14 protein-coding genes are annotated in these 16,324 nt (G+C 56.2%); all 14 read right to left on the bottom strand.

The window, feature by feature from the left end:
- Positions 1 to 7: 7 nt before the first annotated feature.
- Positions 8 to 2,362, bottom strand: coding sequence for a DUF7133 domain-containing protein (locus EHT87_RS10015; protein ID WP_124906494.1), 2,355 nt, complete (start codon positions 2,360 to 2,362; stop codon positions 8 to 10).
- Between the two features lie 31 nt (positions 2,363 to 2,393).
- Positions 2,394 to 3,551, bottom strand: a complete 1,158-nt coding sequence (locus tag EHT87_RS10010; RefSeq protein ID WP_124906493.1) for a sialidase family protein — start codon at positions 3,549 to 3,551, stop codon at positions 2,394 to 2,396.
- A 111-nt stretch (positions 3,552 to 3,662) separates the two neighbouring features.
- Positions 3,663 to 4,556 (bottom strand): HEAT repeat domain-containing protein, encoded by an 894-nt coding sequence (locus EHT87_RS10005; RefSeq protein ID WP_124906492.1) that lies wholly within the window; start codon positions 4,554 to 4,556, stop codon positions 3,663 to 3,665.
- Positions 4,556 to 5,863, bottom strand: a complete 1,308-nt coding sequence (locus EHT87_RS10000) for an aminotransferase class V-fold PLP-dependent enzyme (RefSeq protein WP_124906491.1) — start codon at positions 5,861 to 5,863, stop codon at positions 4,556 to 4,558. The genes EHT87_RS10005 and EHT87_RS10000 overlap by 1 nt, the downstream gene beginning before the upstream one ends.
- Before the next feature lie 60 nt (positions 5,864 to 5,923).
- Positions 5,924 to 6,700 (bottom strand): SDR family oxidoreductase, encoded by a 777-nt coding sequence (locus EHT87_RS09995; RefSeq protein WP_124906490.1) that lies wholly within the window; start codon positions 6,698 to 6,700, stop codon positions 5,924 to 5,926.
- A gap of 6 nt (positions 6,701 to 6,706) precedes the next feature.
- Entirely contained in the window at positions 6,707 to 7,627 is a 921-nt protein-coding gene (locus EHT87_RS09990) for a Gfo/Idh/MocA family protein (RefSeq protein ID WP_124906489.1), read from the bottom strand.
- A 13-nt stretch (positions 7,628 to 7,640) separates the two neighbouring features.
- Positions 7,641 to 8,594, bottom strand: a complete 954-nt coding sequence (locus tag EHT87_RS09985) for an aldo/keto reductase (protein WP_124906488.1) — start codon at positions 8,592 to 8,594, stop codon at positions 7,641 to 7,643.
- Positions 8,595 to 8,596: 2 nt separating this feature from the next.
- The gene (locus tag EHT87_RS09980) at positions 8,597 to 9,424 is read right to left on the bottom strand and encodes an HpcH/HpaI aldolase family protein (protein ID WP_124906487.1); all 828 of its coding nucleotides are present in this window, start codon (positions 9,422 to 9,424) and stop codon (positions 8,597 to 8,599) included.
- Between the two features lie 238 nt (positions 9,425 to 9,662).
- Entirely contained in the window at positions 9,663 to 10,916 is a 1,254-nt protein-coding gene (locus EHT87_RS09975; RefSeq protein ID WP_124906486.1) for an MFS transporter, read from the bottom strand.
- Between the two features lie 40 nt (positions 10,917 to 10,956).
- Entirely contained in the window at positions 10,957 to 11,925 is a 969-nt protein-coding gene (locus EHT87_RS09970) for an NHL repeat-containing protein (RefSeq protein WP_124906485.1), read from the bottom strand.
- A 22-nt stretch (positions 11,926 to 11,947) separates the two neighbouring features.
- Positions 11,948 to 12,724 carry a phytanoyl-CoA dioxygenase family protein gene (locus EHT87_RS09965; RefSeq protein WP_124906484.1) on the bottom strand — a complete coding sequence of 259 codons (777 nt, stop codon included), beginning with the start codon at positions 12,722 to 12,724 and terminating at the stop codon, positions 11,948 to 11,950.
- Positions 12,725 to 12,857: 133 nt separating this feature from the next.
- The gene (locus EHT87_RS09960) at positions 12,858 to 14,252 is read right to left on the bottom strand and encodes a neutral/alkaline non-lysosomal ceramidase N-terminal domain-containing protein (RefSeq protein ID WP_124906483.1); all 1,395 of its coding nucleotides are present in this window, start codon (positions 14,250 to 14,252) and stop codon (positions 12,858 to 12,860) included.
- Between the two features lie 7 nt (positions 14,253 to 14,259).
- A complete protein-coding gene (locus EHT87_RS09955) occupies positions 14,260 to 15,342 on the bottom strand; it encodes a dipeptidase (protein WP_124906482.1) in 1,083 nt (360 codons plus the stop codon).
- Positions 15,335 to 16,315 carry a 3-hydroxyacyl-CoA dehydrogenase family protein gene (locus tag EHT87_RS09950; protein ID WP_124906481.1) on the bottom strand — a complete coding sequence of 327 codons (981 nt, stop codon included), beginning with the start codon at positions 16,313 to 16,315 and terminating at the stop codon, positions 15,335 to 15,337. The genes EHT87_RS09955 and EHT87_RS09950 overlap by 8 nt, the downstream gene beginning before the upstream one ends.
- Positions 16,316 to 16,324 lie beyond the last annotated feature (9 nt).

Raw genomic sequence — 16,324 nt, 5'->3', positions numbered from 1 at the left:
CGAATCGCTACTTTTCCGTTTTTCTTGCCTCAAGCTCCGCCAGGGTCCACGGTTGGATTCTGCCCGCTGTTTTCGCCCGCAGCGCTTTCACCTCTTCCGGCCTGACGACGGGTGACACCAGTGGCCGCGTTACAAATCCTTTTTTGTCCAGAACCGGAGTGGTCACCGTGTCGCCGGCCGGGCGGGTGGCGGCCGAAACGGGGCCGGGGCTGTAGCCGCCAAATTCGTAGCGAATGTAGCTCAGAACCGAAGCAATCCAGTCGTCACTGTTGGCATCCATCGACGGCATGTCGGCATAGGTTTTTCCGTCGACCGGACCCGACAGCCCATGCAGCAGAATGTTGATGACGGTGGTCTTATCCGTCTGGAAATGAACCCGTTTGGAGCCTGCCAGTGGAGGTGCGGGCATGCTGCCACCCCCCATGGCGAGGCCCTTGCCGTCGGGGCCGTGGCAGGTGGCGCACAGGGATTTGAATGTGGCCGCACCCGCCAGAATCAGGCTGCGGTCTGCTTCTGGTAATACGCCCAGTTTGCGCCCGTAAGCCTTCACATCCTCGTTTTTTTGCAGGCTCCGTTGCAGTGCGCTCCCCAACAATTCATTTTCGGTATTCTGGCTGGCAATGGCTTTCACAATGGCCCCGGCTTCCGGCAAAGGGCTGTAATGAAGCGAAAGAATGAGTTGACTCCGTACATCAGGGCTGGGATCTGTTTGCAGGGGTTGCAGCAGACCAATCAACGTTCGATCACCTTGTTTAATAGACGGTTCACTGATCCAGACCGCGGTTTTCCGCACCTGGGCGTGCGGGTCTTTCAAGGCCGTCGAAATCGTTTCTTTATCGAGCGCACCCAACCCTTCCAGCGTCCAGAGGGCGTGGATGCGGGCCAGATGGCCAAGTGGCTCTGTTGTCGAACCTTGCTGATGCGACGCCATCTGTTTCAATACCGGCACGACGGACTGGTCGCCCAGGGCAATGAGTTGTTTTTGCGCATTATCGCGCCACCAGCCGTTCGGATGGGCCAGATAGGTGACGAGTTTACGGGCGGTTTCGTCCAGCATTTTTGGCTTCTCCGACCGCTGAAAGCCGTCGTGGACGAGCCGGTAAATACGGCCGTGCCCGGTATTTTTCGCAAAGCCCCGGTAGTCGATGGCCTGCCGAAGAAACGACCCCGGTTTGGTCCAGTTGCCCTGCTGAATAATGCCACGGTGCATGTCGACAATATACAGACAGCCATCCGGCCCGGTATAGGTATTGACTGGCCGGAAATTCATATCGGTCGAAGCAATGAACTCCCGCCGTGGGTACGTGTTGCGCAGCACCCGCTTCCCGGCCACCTCCAGGACTTCGGCCCGGCGAATACTTCGGGCCACGGGCTCGCAAACCAGGTAATCGCCCCGCAGGTCAGCAGGCAGGCGGTCGCCCCGAAAAATGGATTGTCCGCAGGGAGCCGTAAAGTGATTGAGCGTCGAATCGGGCCGCAAACGCATCAGGCCGCCCTGCACATCGGGGGTGGCAATAATGGGCCAGACCTCCGCGAATTCGGCATCATACTGATCCGGAAAGTCCAGGGTTCCGTAAACCGGGTTGATCTGAAAACCGAGTGCGGGAATTTCTCCCCCGGCCCGCGAATAAAAAAGCCGCCCGTAGTCATCATGCGTCACCCCCCATTGCCCACCCGAACCGCTGGGCAGCGTATCCGCTTTGAGCTGGCCGTTGCTATACCGCCAGCGAATCGGGTCGTAGGTCAGGTAAATCCAGTTGTCCAGATTCCAGTCCATACCGCTGCGCTGGTGCTCCATGTTCGCGTCGTTGGCCGAGTAGGCATCATTGCGGTAGGCGATTGTCCTGGTGTCGGCCCGGCCGTCGCCGTTGGTATCCTGATACCGCCAGACATTGAGAGTATTGGTTTCGTTGACCAGCAGTTCGTGATTGACACACAAGAGCATTCGGGGCAGTAACAGGCTGTCAATGAATACCGTATGTTTATCCATTTTGCCGTCGTTGTCGGTATCTTCCAGCAACGAAATCCGGCTGCGCGGTTCCTGTTCGCCCGTAAAATCGGCGTCCTGCATGTAGGTCAGCATTTCTGCCACATACATGCGGGCATTGCCGTCCCACGCAATGGCTACCGGTTCTTTGATCATGGGCTCGCTGGCCACCAGTTCAAGATGGTATCCTTTCGGCAAATACATGGTTTTCATACTCGCTTCGGGCGACAGATAAACGGCGGTAGGATTGGGGACTACCGCAGGATACGAATCGGCCGGGGCCGTCACCGTTTTCGAGGTAATTCGGGGCGCTGTACAGGTAATTGTCAGCAGGATAAGGGCCAGTAGAGCACCAAAACCGGTCTTTTTGTTCATAAGGGGTGAAATTCTCGGAAACCGCCCGCCATTACTTCCACGCGATGGTTTCAACGGGTTGAATGGTTCCGGCCGGAATGCGGGCGGGTCGGGGCTTTTTGAAATGCAAAGCACGGATCGCACTTCCTTTACCCTCTTCGTAATAAATACACAATACCGTACCATCTTTCAGATCCACCGTCGAAGGATAGGCCCCGGTCGTTTTATCGAGCCGGTAAGGCCCCTGCCAGCTTTTGCCATCGTCGAAGCTCACTTGTAACGCCGTGTAGGCCGTAGCCCAGTCGCCCCCCTTCGTAAATCCCCGGTAGGTCAGCAGGATTTCGCCGGATTTCAGCCGGGTGAAAGCGGGCGAATGGCCCAGAAAACCAAAACTTTTAACCGGCGTCCAGCTGGCTCCCATGTCGTTGCTGGTGGCATAGTGCATCGGGGTGTCTTTCTGCGCCCGTAAAGCGGCCAGCAACGTATTGTCTTTCAGGAGGATGACATCCGTTTCGGCCGCCAGCGGCAAGTTGGCTTCCTGCCCGATGGGAATCACTTCGCCCCAGGTTTTTCCTTTGTCTTTGGAAAGCAAAACCCCACCCCAGGCTTTGAGAGCGTCTCCTTTGCCTTCCTGATGATATACCGGAAAAACCAGCGTGCCATTGGGCAATTCCCGAACCGGGGCGGAGCAGTACCAGGCACCGTTTACCGGAATGGTCAGGGCGGTTTTGTCCCAGGTGATTCCGTTATCCGTGGAGCGAATCAACTGCGGGCCGATGCCCTGCCGTTCCTGACCGGGTTTGAAAACAAGCGAGAAAAAACTGACCAAAATCGTTCCATCGTTCAGCTGGCTGATGTGCGGATCGCGGTTGTCTTCAGGATCGTCGTAAATCGTAACCGGTTTGCTCCACGTCTGTCCCTCGTCTTTTGACCGGACCATGCAAAGCCGTCCGCCTTTGGGATAGGCTTCGTTCGGCGAACTGACATGTCCGTAACCCGCGTAAAAAACCGCAGCAATATCGCCGTTTTTCAGTCGGCAGGCATCGGCGAAAGCCTGGTAGTCGCCCGCGTCACCCCCTTTGGAAATGACCTGGTACGGAATGGAATCGGCCCGCAGAGAACCGTCTGACGGCGCCCGGTTTGTCCAGCCGAAGCTGGTGGTGGCGGAAAAAACCAGGAGGAGAATGGGGATAGGAATTGCAAATCGCATTTGGGTTAGGGTTAAGAGTCTATTGATCACAAGGACTGCCGAGGCAAGTACCTACGGACTTTAGTCCGTATTTTTTTAGATCCTGCAAAGCAGGCAGGAAAGAATTACGGACTAACGTCCGTAGATACGGAGCAGGGCGTTGGCGGCCGCTACCCGAACGTCCTGATTTTCATCTGCCAGCAGTTTTTCCAATACCGGTACATCCGCAACCGTTCCCCGCAGCGACAAGGCTTCCGCTACTTCATACCGTTCCCCGATTTCGCCCGTTTCGTAGGCCCGCAAAGCCGCACGGGTAGCCGGGCGTTTGGGCTCGGGCGAGTGCACGAATAAGGCACTCAAAACGTACACCCGCTGGGGATCGTCGACCGGAATCCGGGCCGCGCAGGTTTCCAGGAGCGCGTACGTAGCGGGTCGGATCGTTTCCAGAAAACGGCAGGCATAGGCGGCATACCGATAGGAGAGCGGATCCGTCAGCGTGAGCATTTCGGCCAGCTGGGCTTCATCTTCCGCCCGGCCCGAATTGGCCAGCACCCAACGCGCCATCGGCTTCATGCCATCCGTGCCGTGGTCGGCCTGTTGCCGGATCTGGGGAAGCGGCTGGCTGTAGCCCAGTTTTCCCAGACTTTCCAGCGCAATCAGCCGCTGCCGGACGATTTCCGAGTGCAGAAACACCGTCAGAATCTGATCGACCTGCGATTCATACCGGGCGGGATTGCTTTTGTGTAACCGGGCCAGAATCCGCGTCGAGCCCAGGAAATAGTCCGGGGCGGCTTTTTGCAGGTCCGTAAAAACCGGTTCGATTCCCTGCGGAAGGTGATTGCCAATCAGCGCTTCGGCCGCGTGTACCTTGATGAAAAAACTTTCGGCAGACTGTACGGCTTCCCGCAACAGGCTGATACACTGGGTTTTGGTTTCTTCTGGCGATTTCTGGGCCTGCGTAAGATTCGGGTGCGTCATGGCAACAAGGGCAGCAAAGCTGAAATAAAGGGTACGGTATTGGCTCATTACGCCTTCTTTTTGTCAGCGGCAATTTCGCCGATTGATTTGACCAGTTTATCCAGATCGGCCAGCGTCGTATACACGTGGGGCGTTACCCGGACACAACTGATGTTCTCCCAAACGGTGGGAGAGGTGTTGATTTTATATTTCGCCATGAGCTTTCCTTCCACTTCGCCGGGCGTCATGCCGTCGATGCTCACCCCACAAATACCGCACGAAAACTGGGGTTTGAGGGATGTGGACAGCTTGACGCCGGGAAACTTCAGGACTTTTTCGGCCCAGTAATTTTTCAGATACCGCACGCGTTCTTCCTTGCGTTTGTTGCCGATGGCATTGTGAAAATTAATGGCTTCACCAATGCCCTGTTCAATCGGGAAACTGCGGGTGCCGAGCGTCTCGAACTTGCGGATATCGTCACTTTTCGGCTGGCTGTTACACAGCAGCGGCCAGATTTTGGAAATCTTTTCTTTTTTGATCCACAGCATTCCGCTGCCGACCGGGGCCGACAGGAATTTGTGCAGGCTGGTTCCGAAATAATCGCAACCCAGGTCTGACACCTTGAAATCCAGCAAACCGAAGGAGTGCGCTCCATCTACCACCACCTCAATACCGTGTTTTTTGGCCATGCGGCAGATTTTCTGCACCGGCATGATCTGTCCGACCCAGTTGATGACGTGGGTAACGTGAATGATTTTGGTTTTGGGCGTAATGGCTTTTTCGTACTCGCGGACAATCTGTTCGTCGTCTTCAATCGGAAAATTGAAACTGAGTTGTTTGTAAACGATGCCTTCCCGCTGCGCCCGTTGCCGCCACGCCTGAATGATGTTCGGATAATCTTGGAGCGTACCGATTACTTCGTCGCCCTTTGCCAGATCGAGCCCGTAAATGACGGTATTGAGCGCTTCGGTGGCATTGCGGTTGATGGCAATTTCGTCGGGGAGGGTTCCGGCCAATGCCGCCAGTTTTTCCCGCACCGGCTCGCGGCCCTGATCCAGAATCCGCCACATGTAATACGATGGTCCCTGATTGACCAGCTGGTTATACCGTTCAACTGCCTGTTGCACCACGAGCGGAGACGGCGAAACACCCCCGTTGTTGAGAATGATGATGCTGGACGACGAAGCCGTATAGCCTTGCTGAATGGTGCGCCAATAGTCTTCATCGGCCGCAACTTCCAGCGGACTAAGGTGCTTGACGCGCTCGTTGGCAACGGCCCAATCCGCAGCGTGAACGGTGTTAAACAGGCTGTTGAGTGAGAAAGCGCTTCCGGCAGCGGCTAGTGTTTTAACGAAATTTCGGCGGTTGTGAGACATGGTATCGCAATAGACAAGTGAGTTGATTTGATTTCCCGGCTTCAATTTACTGGTAAATCGTCAGGCTTTCATCCCGCCATCCATCACAATATTTTCCCCATTGATATACGCCCCGGCTTCGGAAGCCAGTAACACGACTAACCCCTTGATATCGTCCTGGTTAGCCATGCGTCGAAGCGGAACTTTCTTCGTGTAGTTATCCAGAAATTGCTGCGGCTGGTGGCTGAACAGTCCGCCGGGGCTGATGCAGTTGACGCGAATGTTTTTACCCGCCAGCACTTTTGCCATATACCGGTTGAGGTTGATCAGTCCCCCGTTGTGGAAGAAATAATCCGGCGGGGGCGTGCCCATGTTGGTGCCTTCGTAGTTGGATAGATCGGGGCCATACATCCCGAAGATGGAACCGATGTTGATGATGCTGCCCCCTCCGCTCTGCTCGATCAGATCGGCCATTTCGCGCAGAATGTCCATCATACCGGTCGCATTGACCGTCATCGACTCCGCAAACTGGTCGATCGGCGCGTCGTATCCTTTCATGGGGCGCGAAACGGCGTTATTCACGAAACCATCCAGCCGGCCGAAGGTAGTTTTGATCTGTGCCTTGAGGGCGGCCACGGAAGCCGGGTCGGCCTGATCCACCGGCATGGCGTGCACATCCAGCCCGGTATCCCGAAACCGGGCTGCGGTTTCCTCGATGGCTTTTTGGTTGCGGGAGGCAATAACGACGGTACCGTCGGCTTCGGCCAGCCCTTCGGCAATGCATTGGCCATATCGTCCCGCCCCACCGGTAACGAGAATTACTTTATTCCGTAAACTCAATAACTCCTTGACGTTCATAGTTTTTTAACTCAGGTGAATGACACGGCCGCCCTGTTCCAGACTTTCCCGGGCAGCGAGTAAGGTGCGAATGATGGTCTCGGTTTTTTCAAAAGCCAGACGCGGTTTTCCCTCCCGAACGGAACGGATAAACTCCGAAATGTTGTCCCGGAACATGCCATACCAGTTTTTGACGTCGATAAGTCGCCAGCCGTCTTTGCCAAACAGCGAGAGCTGGAAGGTGAGCGAAATGTCCATGAACAGGTGCAGCGTGGCCCGAAAACCGTCCGAAAATTCCACGTACACAATGTCCTTATCGGCTTTGCTCACGTGCTGGACGGCCACGGGAGTGGGGTCGTCGAGGAGCATAAACAGGGCTTCCAGCATATGAACCCCGTACTTGATCCAGTCCTTTTTGCCAACGGCCGTAGCCAGTACCAAGGGCCCCAAAGCCCCCAGCTCATTCTTGACGGCCCGGCATTCGGTTGCATACCGCATGGACGAACACGACATGATGAATTTGCCCCGGGCGGCCTGTTCCGAAAAATAGGCCAGATCGGCGGCATTGGTGGCCAGCGGTTTGTCAACGAAAAGCGGAATACCGGCATCGATAAAAAGCCGCGACAGAGCCAGAACCTGTTCGGGATCATCTCGCAGCAACAGCACACCATCCACCTGCCCAATCATCTCCTCGGGCCGGGCCACCACGTTCGAAATGGCCACGGCTTTGGCGATGTGGCCGGAAATGGCCGCGTCGTGGGTCCAGATGTGCGTGACCTGCGCGCCATCGATGCCCAGCAAATCGCGGTTGGCGGTCAGGTACGTGGAAATACCGGGATAACCCGCCTGACTGATTTCCTCCGAATGGAAAGAGCCGTTGATGATGGCGGGCCAGGAATACGGGTGGCCGTTGCCGGGGGTAAGGCCAATAACACCTAATTTGATCATGCGGTTAAGTCGGTTACAGCCAACCCATTTTATCCCAATGAGGGAAGTTTATAAACGTAGGATCAGGATACGCCAGTTCTTTCGCCCGCACCACGGTTTTTTCGTCCAGATACCGCCCGTTGGCGGCTTCGAGCGACTGGTGGAGGTACGTCAGGCGGTCCATACCGACCAGAATGGAGGAAACGGCGGGAAACGACAACGCAAACCGGGTTGCCAGCGTGGCCAGGTCGGGGGCGGCTTCACCCAGCAGTTCCTGGTATTTTGCAATGTGGTTTTCAACCGGCTGCAAGGCCGGGTGGAGGTTTTTGCCTTTTTCGGTTAAAAGCCCCCGCATCAAAACCGACCGGATCACGAGGCCCACGCCCCGCTGGATGGCATCGCTGAAGACGGTTTCCTGCCGCTGGTCCATCAGGTTAAAAGCCGACTGAATGACTTCATAAACACCACTGTCGAGGGCCGCCTGGGCTTCTTCCACGGAATAGAGCGATGCGCCCGTGCTCCGGATGGCACCACTGGCTTTGAGGTCGGAAAAAATCCGGGCCACTTCCTGATTTTGCAATATTTCCAGGTTCGCCGAATGGAGCATATACACATCGACATAGTCGGTTTGCAAATCCGTCAGGCTCTCCCGAAGCGAGGTTTCGATGCGTTTTCGCAGGGTTGCGGCTGGCGGAAGGCTGCCGTCGCTGTCGCGAAAATGGCCGCACTTGGTCGCGATGAGCACCTGATCCCGCCGGTCGTGAAACGCTTTGCCCATGATGGCTTCGCTGGTTCCGTATAAACGGGCGGTATCGAAGAAATTGATCCCGGCGTCGATGCTGGCGTGAAGCAGTTCAATGGCTTCTTTTTCCGAAAGCATGTCCGCTTCACTCGTCACACCCATGCCGTAGGGCAAGCCGATTTCGGCCCCGCCGAAGGCAATCTCGGAAACCGCCATACCGGTTGTTCCCAAAGGTCGTTTTTCCATAATTACTTGTAACCGCCCTGCGCGGTTTGCGTTGCAACGGTCGTTTCGCGGCTGCCCGCCCGGACCTGCTCGAATTTGGTAAGGATATTCTGGCAATACGTATTGACGCCAATGACATCGGCACCAACGCTGACGAAGCGGTAGCCCATGCCGACAAACTCCGCCAGCCGGTCGACGCTGCCGGTGGTGGCGGCAATCTTGCCGTGCCGGTTCGCGGCTTCGGCCACCCGCTTCCGGGCCTCAACGAGTCGCGGGTGGTGCCATTCGCCCGGTGCGCCAATCGCCTGGCTGAAATCGCCCGGCCCGAAGAACAGGCCGTCTACGCCTTCGATGGACGCAATTTCGTCCAGTTCCTCCAGCGGCTCCGGATCTTCAATCTGTACGATCACAAACCGCTGTTCGTTGGCCTGGCGGAGGTATTCGTTAAAATCCAGGTTGGTATAGCTCCCGTCGGCGCTGCCACCGTCGATGGCCCGGCGACCCACGGGGTGAAAACGGGTCATCTGCACCACGTTGCGGGCGTCCTGGGCGCTCATGATGTGGGGAACCAGAATACCGGTTGCGTCCAGCTCCAGGGGCTTTACGTAATCGCTGTAGCTGCCGCGCGGAACCCGCACCATCACATCGACATTGTGGGCTTTGGCGGCCCACACGTGGGCGTTGATCACCGACCAGTTCTGAGCCAGGTGTTCCTGATCCAGCCAGAGGCAGTCGAAACCCAGCATGGCGGCCAGTTCGGAAGCCTGTCCGTCGGCAAAATTTATTTTAAAACAACTGGCAATTTCACCCGCCCGCAATTTTTTCAGTACCCGGCTTTCCCGCATTTTCATGGTGTAATTCGGCTTAAAATGGTTCAGAAACGGTTTAAGTTCAGGCCGGAGGCCTTTCCTGTTGATAGAAGATTCGTGCACCCTCCCATTGCGGTAGCTCCGGAGGAGCGGCCTAGGTTGTTTTTAGAACGCTCCTCCGGAGCTACCGCAATCGGGTTGACTCATTTTTCTATTAACAGGTCGCCCCTCCGGGGCTTTTGGCTAATTCAGGCAATCTCTTCAGAAGATCGGGTAACTTTTACTCCAACTCCTCCGGTTTTATTCGAATACTAAAAAGAATCCCGGCGCAGAGCACCATCAGGACGGCGGCTACCCGAAACAGCACGCTCACGTCAATGTGACTATCCCGCAGCATGCCACCCAGGTAAATTCCGGCTCCGCCAACGATGCAACTGAACATGTTGAGCACACCGTAGCCCGTTGCGCGGTACCGGGAATCGGTGATCAGGCAAAGAATCGGCATCATGTTGGCATCGCTGAAGGTACGTGTGAGGGCGTATAAAACAAAACCCGCCACGGCCAGGGGCAGCATGTCCGTTGTGCTGGCCAGAAAAACGCCGGGAGCCGCCAGCAGCAGGCCGATGGCTGGCAATAATAACCGGGCGCGGGGGTTGGTGCGGCTCCAGCGATCGGCCAGAAAACCGCCCAGCAACACGCCGATCAGGGCTGACGTGTGCAGGTAGCCCGTTGCGTATAAACCGGCTTCGCCCTGCGGCAACTGAAAATGTTCCTTGTAATAGGTTGGCAACCAGCCAATGATGAGCCAGCCGACCATCCCCAGAAAGCCCCAGAACAACAAGGCCAGCCCGAACGACCCGCGACTGAATAAATTCCGCAGAGCCGGTATAAACTGGACTTTTTGCGCCACCGGCGGTATTGATTCATTGCGTTGCGGGGTGGCATCTTTCAGGAAGAAAACGAGCACCACGGCATAGACAACGCCCACGAGACCAAAAATCTGGAACGCCGTGCTCCACGCATGCCGTTCGGCCATCCAGCCACCCACAAACCCCAGGCTCTGGCCGAGCATCATCCCGCCTACGTGAATGCCCGTAGCCAGCGAACGGGTCGTGCCCCGGTGGTAATCGACAATCAGCGCCAGTGCTGCCGGAATGTAACAGGCCTCACTCACGCCCATCAAGGCCCGCGTTGCCAGCAGTTCGCCGAAGGTGGTCGAAAACGCCGTCAGAAAGGTAACCGCCGACCAAACAAATAAACTGCCGATAATGACCCGGCTGCGACTAAACCGGTCGGCCAGAAAACCGGCCATGGGGCTCAGCAGGCCGTAGGTCCACAGAAATACCGCCGTCAGTAAACCAAACTGGGTGTCACTCATCGGAATGGCTTCCACAATGGAACCCCGCATGGTGGTAATCATTACCCGATCGAGGTAATTGAGGCCCCCCACCACGCAAAGCAAGGCCACAACCAGCCAGGCGCGGGCTGGTAATTTGGATTCGAGAACAGCGGTGGCGGGTTGAGCGAGTGCCATACGATCGGGTTTAGGGCGGTTTAGGTAAAAGTCATTGTACTCAGGAATAATCCCGCACCCGTTCCAGTTTTAGCGGATACGTTCGGTGGGAGGACCACTGGCAGACGTACACATTTTCCTCGTCATCGACGCACACATCGTGCGGATGGATGAAAACCGGTTCCTGCTGGGTTTGGGGTTGCAACCGACCGGCGGTATAAACCGGTTCCGTACCGCCCGGTGTGGAGACGACCCGGTCCTGAGCGTCCAGAATGGTGATGTAGCCCGAACCCACTTTCCGGTTTGATTCTGAACGAAATACCGCAGCGTATACATGCGGGCCGTGAATGACGGGTCGGCAGACAAACGAGCCGGGCAGCGAAATGGTGCTGAGGTACTGGCCGTCGAGTGTAAAACGCTTGAAAGCGTTGTGGTTTCGGGACGTAATGAGTAAGGTCGTTTCGGCTGGATTCCGCCGATCGACGGCAATCCCGTGTGCGCAATCGAACTGCTCGTCGGCCGACCCCAAACCGCCCCAATGCCGGATGTATTTTCCCTCGTGGGTGTATTGAATAACGTATTGAAGCCCGTAGCCATCCGTGACGTATACATCGCCGTTCGGTCCCACGGCGGTTTGGGTCGGCAAAAACTGTTCGGCTGCGGTATACAAACCGGTTTCTGCGGGATAATCGAGCGTCATGACCACCTGTCCCTTCAAGGTGGTTTTAATGACCTGATGCCGTTCGATGTCGGTAATGAACAGAAACTCGGCTCCGTTTTCATTCGCGATCGAAAGACCGTGGCCGCCGGGATATTCTGTTCCCCAGGAATCGAGCAGGTTGCCCGCCCGGTCATACACCAGGATGTTATTCCGGGTTTCGTTGGTCAACAGAAAAATACGGCCCTGCGCATCGATCACCATTTCGTGGCAATCGTTGACGGGGTGGGTCGCCGGATTTAACGTACCCCAATCGGGAATCACCTGATACCGGTGGGTCTGATGCCCGAGAAGGGGAGTGGAATCTGCCATGTTTTGAGTTACCAAGCGGCCCTTACGAATTGGCCTGCGCTTTTAATTCTTCCAGATAGGCTTCTTTCTGGGCTTTCAATTCCCGCTGGTAGGCTTCTTTTTTAACCTTGTCTTCCCGAGCTGATTCGGCAAAATAGATGAATCCCAGCGCCCGGCGCGTCCGCGTCAAACTCTGGTTGCCATCCGCCCAGTGAACCGTCATCGAGTGGTGAATCAGCAAATCACCGGGTTTGGCCGGCAGTGCCACCTCGTTCGCCCAGTCGTTTTCGGTACCGAAATCGGTCATGCCCTGCGAAAAACCCACCGTTTTCGTGCGACCGTGGGGGCGCATTCCCTGCTGGTGGGAACCCCGCACGTAGCGAACGCAGCCGTTTTCGGCATCCACCTCTTCCAGAGCCAGCCACAGCGTAACGGCCGCGGGGGGCGTCAGCATGAAGTAATAGTTGTCCTGGTGGGGTGGCGTTGGTTTGCCAATCCGGGGCGGTTTATTGAAAAATTCCAGATTCTGGGGAATCACCCGTTCACCGAGCAGGAGTTCGGCCAGCCAGCGAAACTTGCTGTCGTTCAGCAGGTAGTTGTAATACGAATCATACTGATCCATGTAAAATAACTGCACCAGCGAGCCCGGGTCGGTCGGGTCCTGGTAAACCGCACGCTGGGGCGGCAGACCGGGCACGACATCCTGAAGGTACGACGCCAGTTTTTCGTTCAATTCGTGCATCTCCTCTTCGGACAAAAAACCGGGCATGAAGAGATAGCCATCACGGTCATACGACTCTTTAAGCTGCTGCGTATCCATTGGGTGTAGGGTATGGTTTTCCATTGGCTTTCCGGCAATGGAAGCATCCGTTCGATTGCCGTGTCTCTTCGTAAAGTTGCGTTTTACGGCGTCGGGTTTCTTCTACTTTTAACCGCATTCCCTGTACTATTTTTCAGGCCCGGCCAACGAACTCAAAACCGGCATCCTGTTCGGCCTGGAGCAGGTCCAGCAAGCGAAGGCGAATGGTTTCTTCGGCAGATTCGTCCAGAAAACTGGTTCGGCACCGCCAGGTTTCATAACCGCCCCGTTTGAGTTCATGCGCGGGGGGCACGTAGCCCACGTAGCCATTGGCCATCGTCATGGTAAAATAAGATCGGTCGGGGAACGCTTTTTTCAGCTTTAAACCCGTTTCGGCAAAAAACTCTCCTCCGAGCGCGCCGATCAGACCGGAGCCGATCCGGAGGGCTTGCACGGGAAATAAAATGGAGTCAGGATAGGTATTCAGCAACACCTGTTCGCGGGCGTAAACCGGATACCAGTCTTCCGCACGGCCCGTAAGCTGTTCAAAATTGGTTTGGGCCACCACCGCTTTGGCCGCTTCCAGCTCGGGCGCTGTCGGTTTGCGAACCCCCACGGCCACTTCCGCGGTCTGAACGTTCAGGCCGGGATTGGTCTGCCAGTTGATTTCGGGCAAAGCCGCCAGCACTTTTTCGGCCAGATCCGTTCCGATCAACTGGCTTTTGGCGAAAAAACCGCTGGGGTACCGGTGGGGGTCCAGAAAATCCCAGATGTTGATTTCCCCGCTGGTGCCGTTGCTCATCATTCCGACAAAGTCGTCGCCGGCGCCCAGTTTTTTTTGAATCTGCTCCGAAAATACCCCAAAATAATCCGCCGAAATCGTGCCGTTTTCCCAGTCGCCCACGTAGTGCAGCGAATAGTTGGCGATCAAACTGATCCACTGGTCGTCCAAACCCCGGATGGCCAGAAAACCGACTTCCGGGTCAACGGCCGACACCCGCCGGTCGATGGAAGGTTCGGCGCCGAACGGATTGGTTTTCACTTCGTCCAGTCCGCCGGTTACGGGGTTACGGGCTTCGTAGCCATCCTTCATAAAAAAACGCCGGCAAACCACGTGCTCCGGAGCGTCGACGCGGCCAAAACCGGCTTTTGCCGGACGAAGCTTTTGCTGCGCGCGCTGGACGGCTTCCACGATCAAACCGGGAAGTTGCTGTCGGTACGGCATATCGGCGGCACCCATCAACAGACTCTCGACCGAACCGGCTGCGTGGGTGTGCGTACTGGAAATCAAAATGTTAGCGGCAGGAATGTCCGTTTGACGGTAGATCGTCTGTTTAACATCATCCAGAAAAGCCTTCGACATGGCGCAGATGTCGACCACCACGATGGCCACGGTTGCATCACCCGCTGTCATCACCAGCGCTTTGGCATAGAGAGGGTCGTGAATGGAGCGGGCGTAATGCGAAATCAGATCCCCGTTGATGAGCGTGCCCAGCGGGGGCGTAATGTCAACACGGGCCGCACCGGCCCTAAATTGGGGAGCGTTCATGGGTCAGTTAATGCCAGGCCCGGCGCAAAAACCGAAGCCAGTTGCCGTGAAAAATATTGTCGATGTCCGTTTTCTGATACCCGCGTTTGGTCAGAATGGCTTCGTATTTCTGTAAATCAGCAATCGAATTCATATCCCAGGGCGACTGCTCGGTGCCAAAAATACCGTCCAGATCACTGCCAATGGCTACGTGTTCGCTGGTTCCGGCAAGTTGACAGATGTGGTCCCAATGATCGACGAGGTTTTCCAGCCGGATATTGAGTTGCCAGGGGTCCGAAATGGTATCGATAAACCGGATGTCCATAGCCCAGCAGTCGAGCATTCCGCCGATGACGGCACCCCGCTCGATCAGCCGCCTGATTTGCCCGTCCGTCAGCTGGCGTTGGGTCGGTACCAGTTTTCGAACGTTATGGTGGCTGGCCCAAACCGGTCCCTGGTAGGCGTCCAGCGCCTGATCGAAGCCTTCGTCGGTCAGGTGGGTTACATCCAGAATCAGGTTAAGACCGCTCATTTCTTTCAACAGATCCCGGCCCAGGGGTGTAATGGGGCCTTCCATTTTGGTGCCGGGCGCATACCGCCCCGGTCCGAAATGGGAGAGTCCGATGGCCCGCAGGCCATACTCATACGCTTTGTGGAGATACGAACTATCGACCAGTGAATCCGCGCCTTCCAGGCTCAGAATATAGCCAATCGGTTTTTGTTCGTCCGGTATTTCATCGTTATTCCAGAGAGCCAGGTGGGCTTCCAGTTCGGTTCCGTTGGTAATCTGGACCAGTTCGCCGAGGGCTTCCATTTCCTTATACCAGATCCGTTGCGCCTGCGTCATAGCCCAGGCCTGCTGGGGCGAGTGCCAGCCGGGCAGAGAACTGCCGGGGGGCGTATACCGGGCGAGTTGCGTGGCCACAACGAGCCCAATCCGGCCCTTGCGCAATTCGGGAAAACACACCGTCCCTTTCCCGCGGTCGGGTTTGTCACGCATTCCCATTTCCCGCTGCCGGATGTCGGCCAGCGGCTGGGTCAGATCCCGGTTCCACTCCAGCGCGTTCATGGCCAGATCCAGGTGGGCGTCGATCAGAAAGGGTCTAGTCATGCATCAACGGTTGGGCGTCGGTCAGTTCTTTCGTTTCTTCGTAGTTGAACGGGTACTTGCTGATCAACTGGGAAATCTGGTAGCTAAACTGCTGGAGCCGTGCATCCCATTGTTCCGGTTCGCCTTGCTGGTAATCGAAAAATCCCTTGCCGCTGTCCATCCCCCAATTCCCCTGCCGGATCAGGTCCTGAAAAAACTGCGGCACATGGCGGCTTTTGGATAATTCGGGGTTCAGGTCTTTCATAACCAGGCCATAAATGAAGGTTCCCATCAAATCCATATACCGGAAGTTCCCGGCGAAGGGCATGTAATAGCCCGCGTCGTTGCGGCAGCCCCGATCAATTCCTTCAACGGAAACATACCCGTTTTCGACCAGGTAAAAGGCTTCGCGAATCATGGCGCACAGCATGCGGGTTCGGATGCCGTTGCCACGATGCAATTGATAGGGGTCCTTTTGCCAGTCGGACCGGGCGGTTTCGCAAAACGCTTCCGTGAGCACGTCCGAATTGCGGCTGGTCGTAATAACTTCGAGGAAAAAAGTGGTGTGTGCCGGTTCCGTCCAGTTGACGCCCAGGATGCGTTCCGGTTGTGCAGCCTGTTGTTGCAGGGCGTCGAGCGGGAGGCTTTCCGTATTGATTGCAATCAGGGCTTCGGGCGAAAGAACGGCTTCCAGCTGCCGGATTACATCGCCTTTTTGGGCCAAATTTTCGGGCGTAATCACAATCGCCAGCCGGTGTTCCAGCGGTTCCTTCAGCTCACTCAGTTCTTCACAGTCGACCCCCTGAAGGGCAGAAAGGTTCAACTGGTCGATGGCCGCCGTGTGGGTTTTAATCCGGGCCTGCACGGCCTGACAGTCGTCCGAATAAAGAGTGACCCGGTGGCCGGCCTGCATCAGGCATACGGCAATGCTGCTGGTCAATTTGCAGGAACCCACCACCAGAATGGCGGTTTGGTGATAGCTCGTCTTGGTCATATAGAAGGA

Source organism: Larkinella knui (assembly GCF_003858645.1).
In the GTDB taxonomy this organism is placed as follows: domain Bacteria; phylum Bacteroidota; class Bacteroidia; order Cytophagales; family Spirosomataceae; genus Larkinella; species Larkinella knui.
This window is presented reverse-complemented; position numbering and strand designations above follow the sequence as displayed.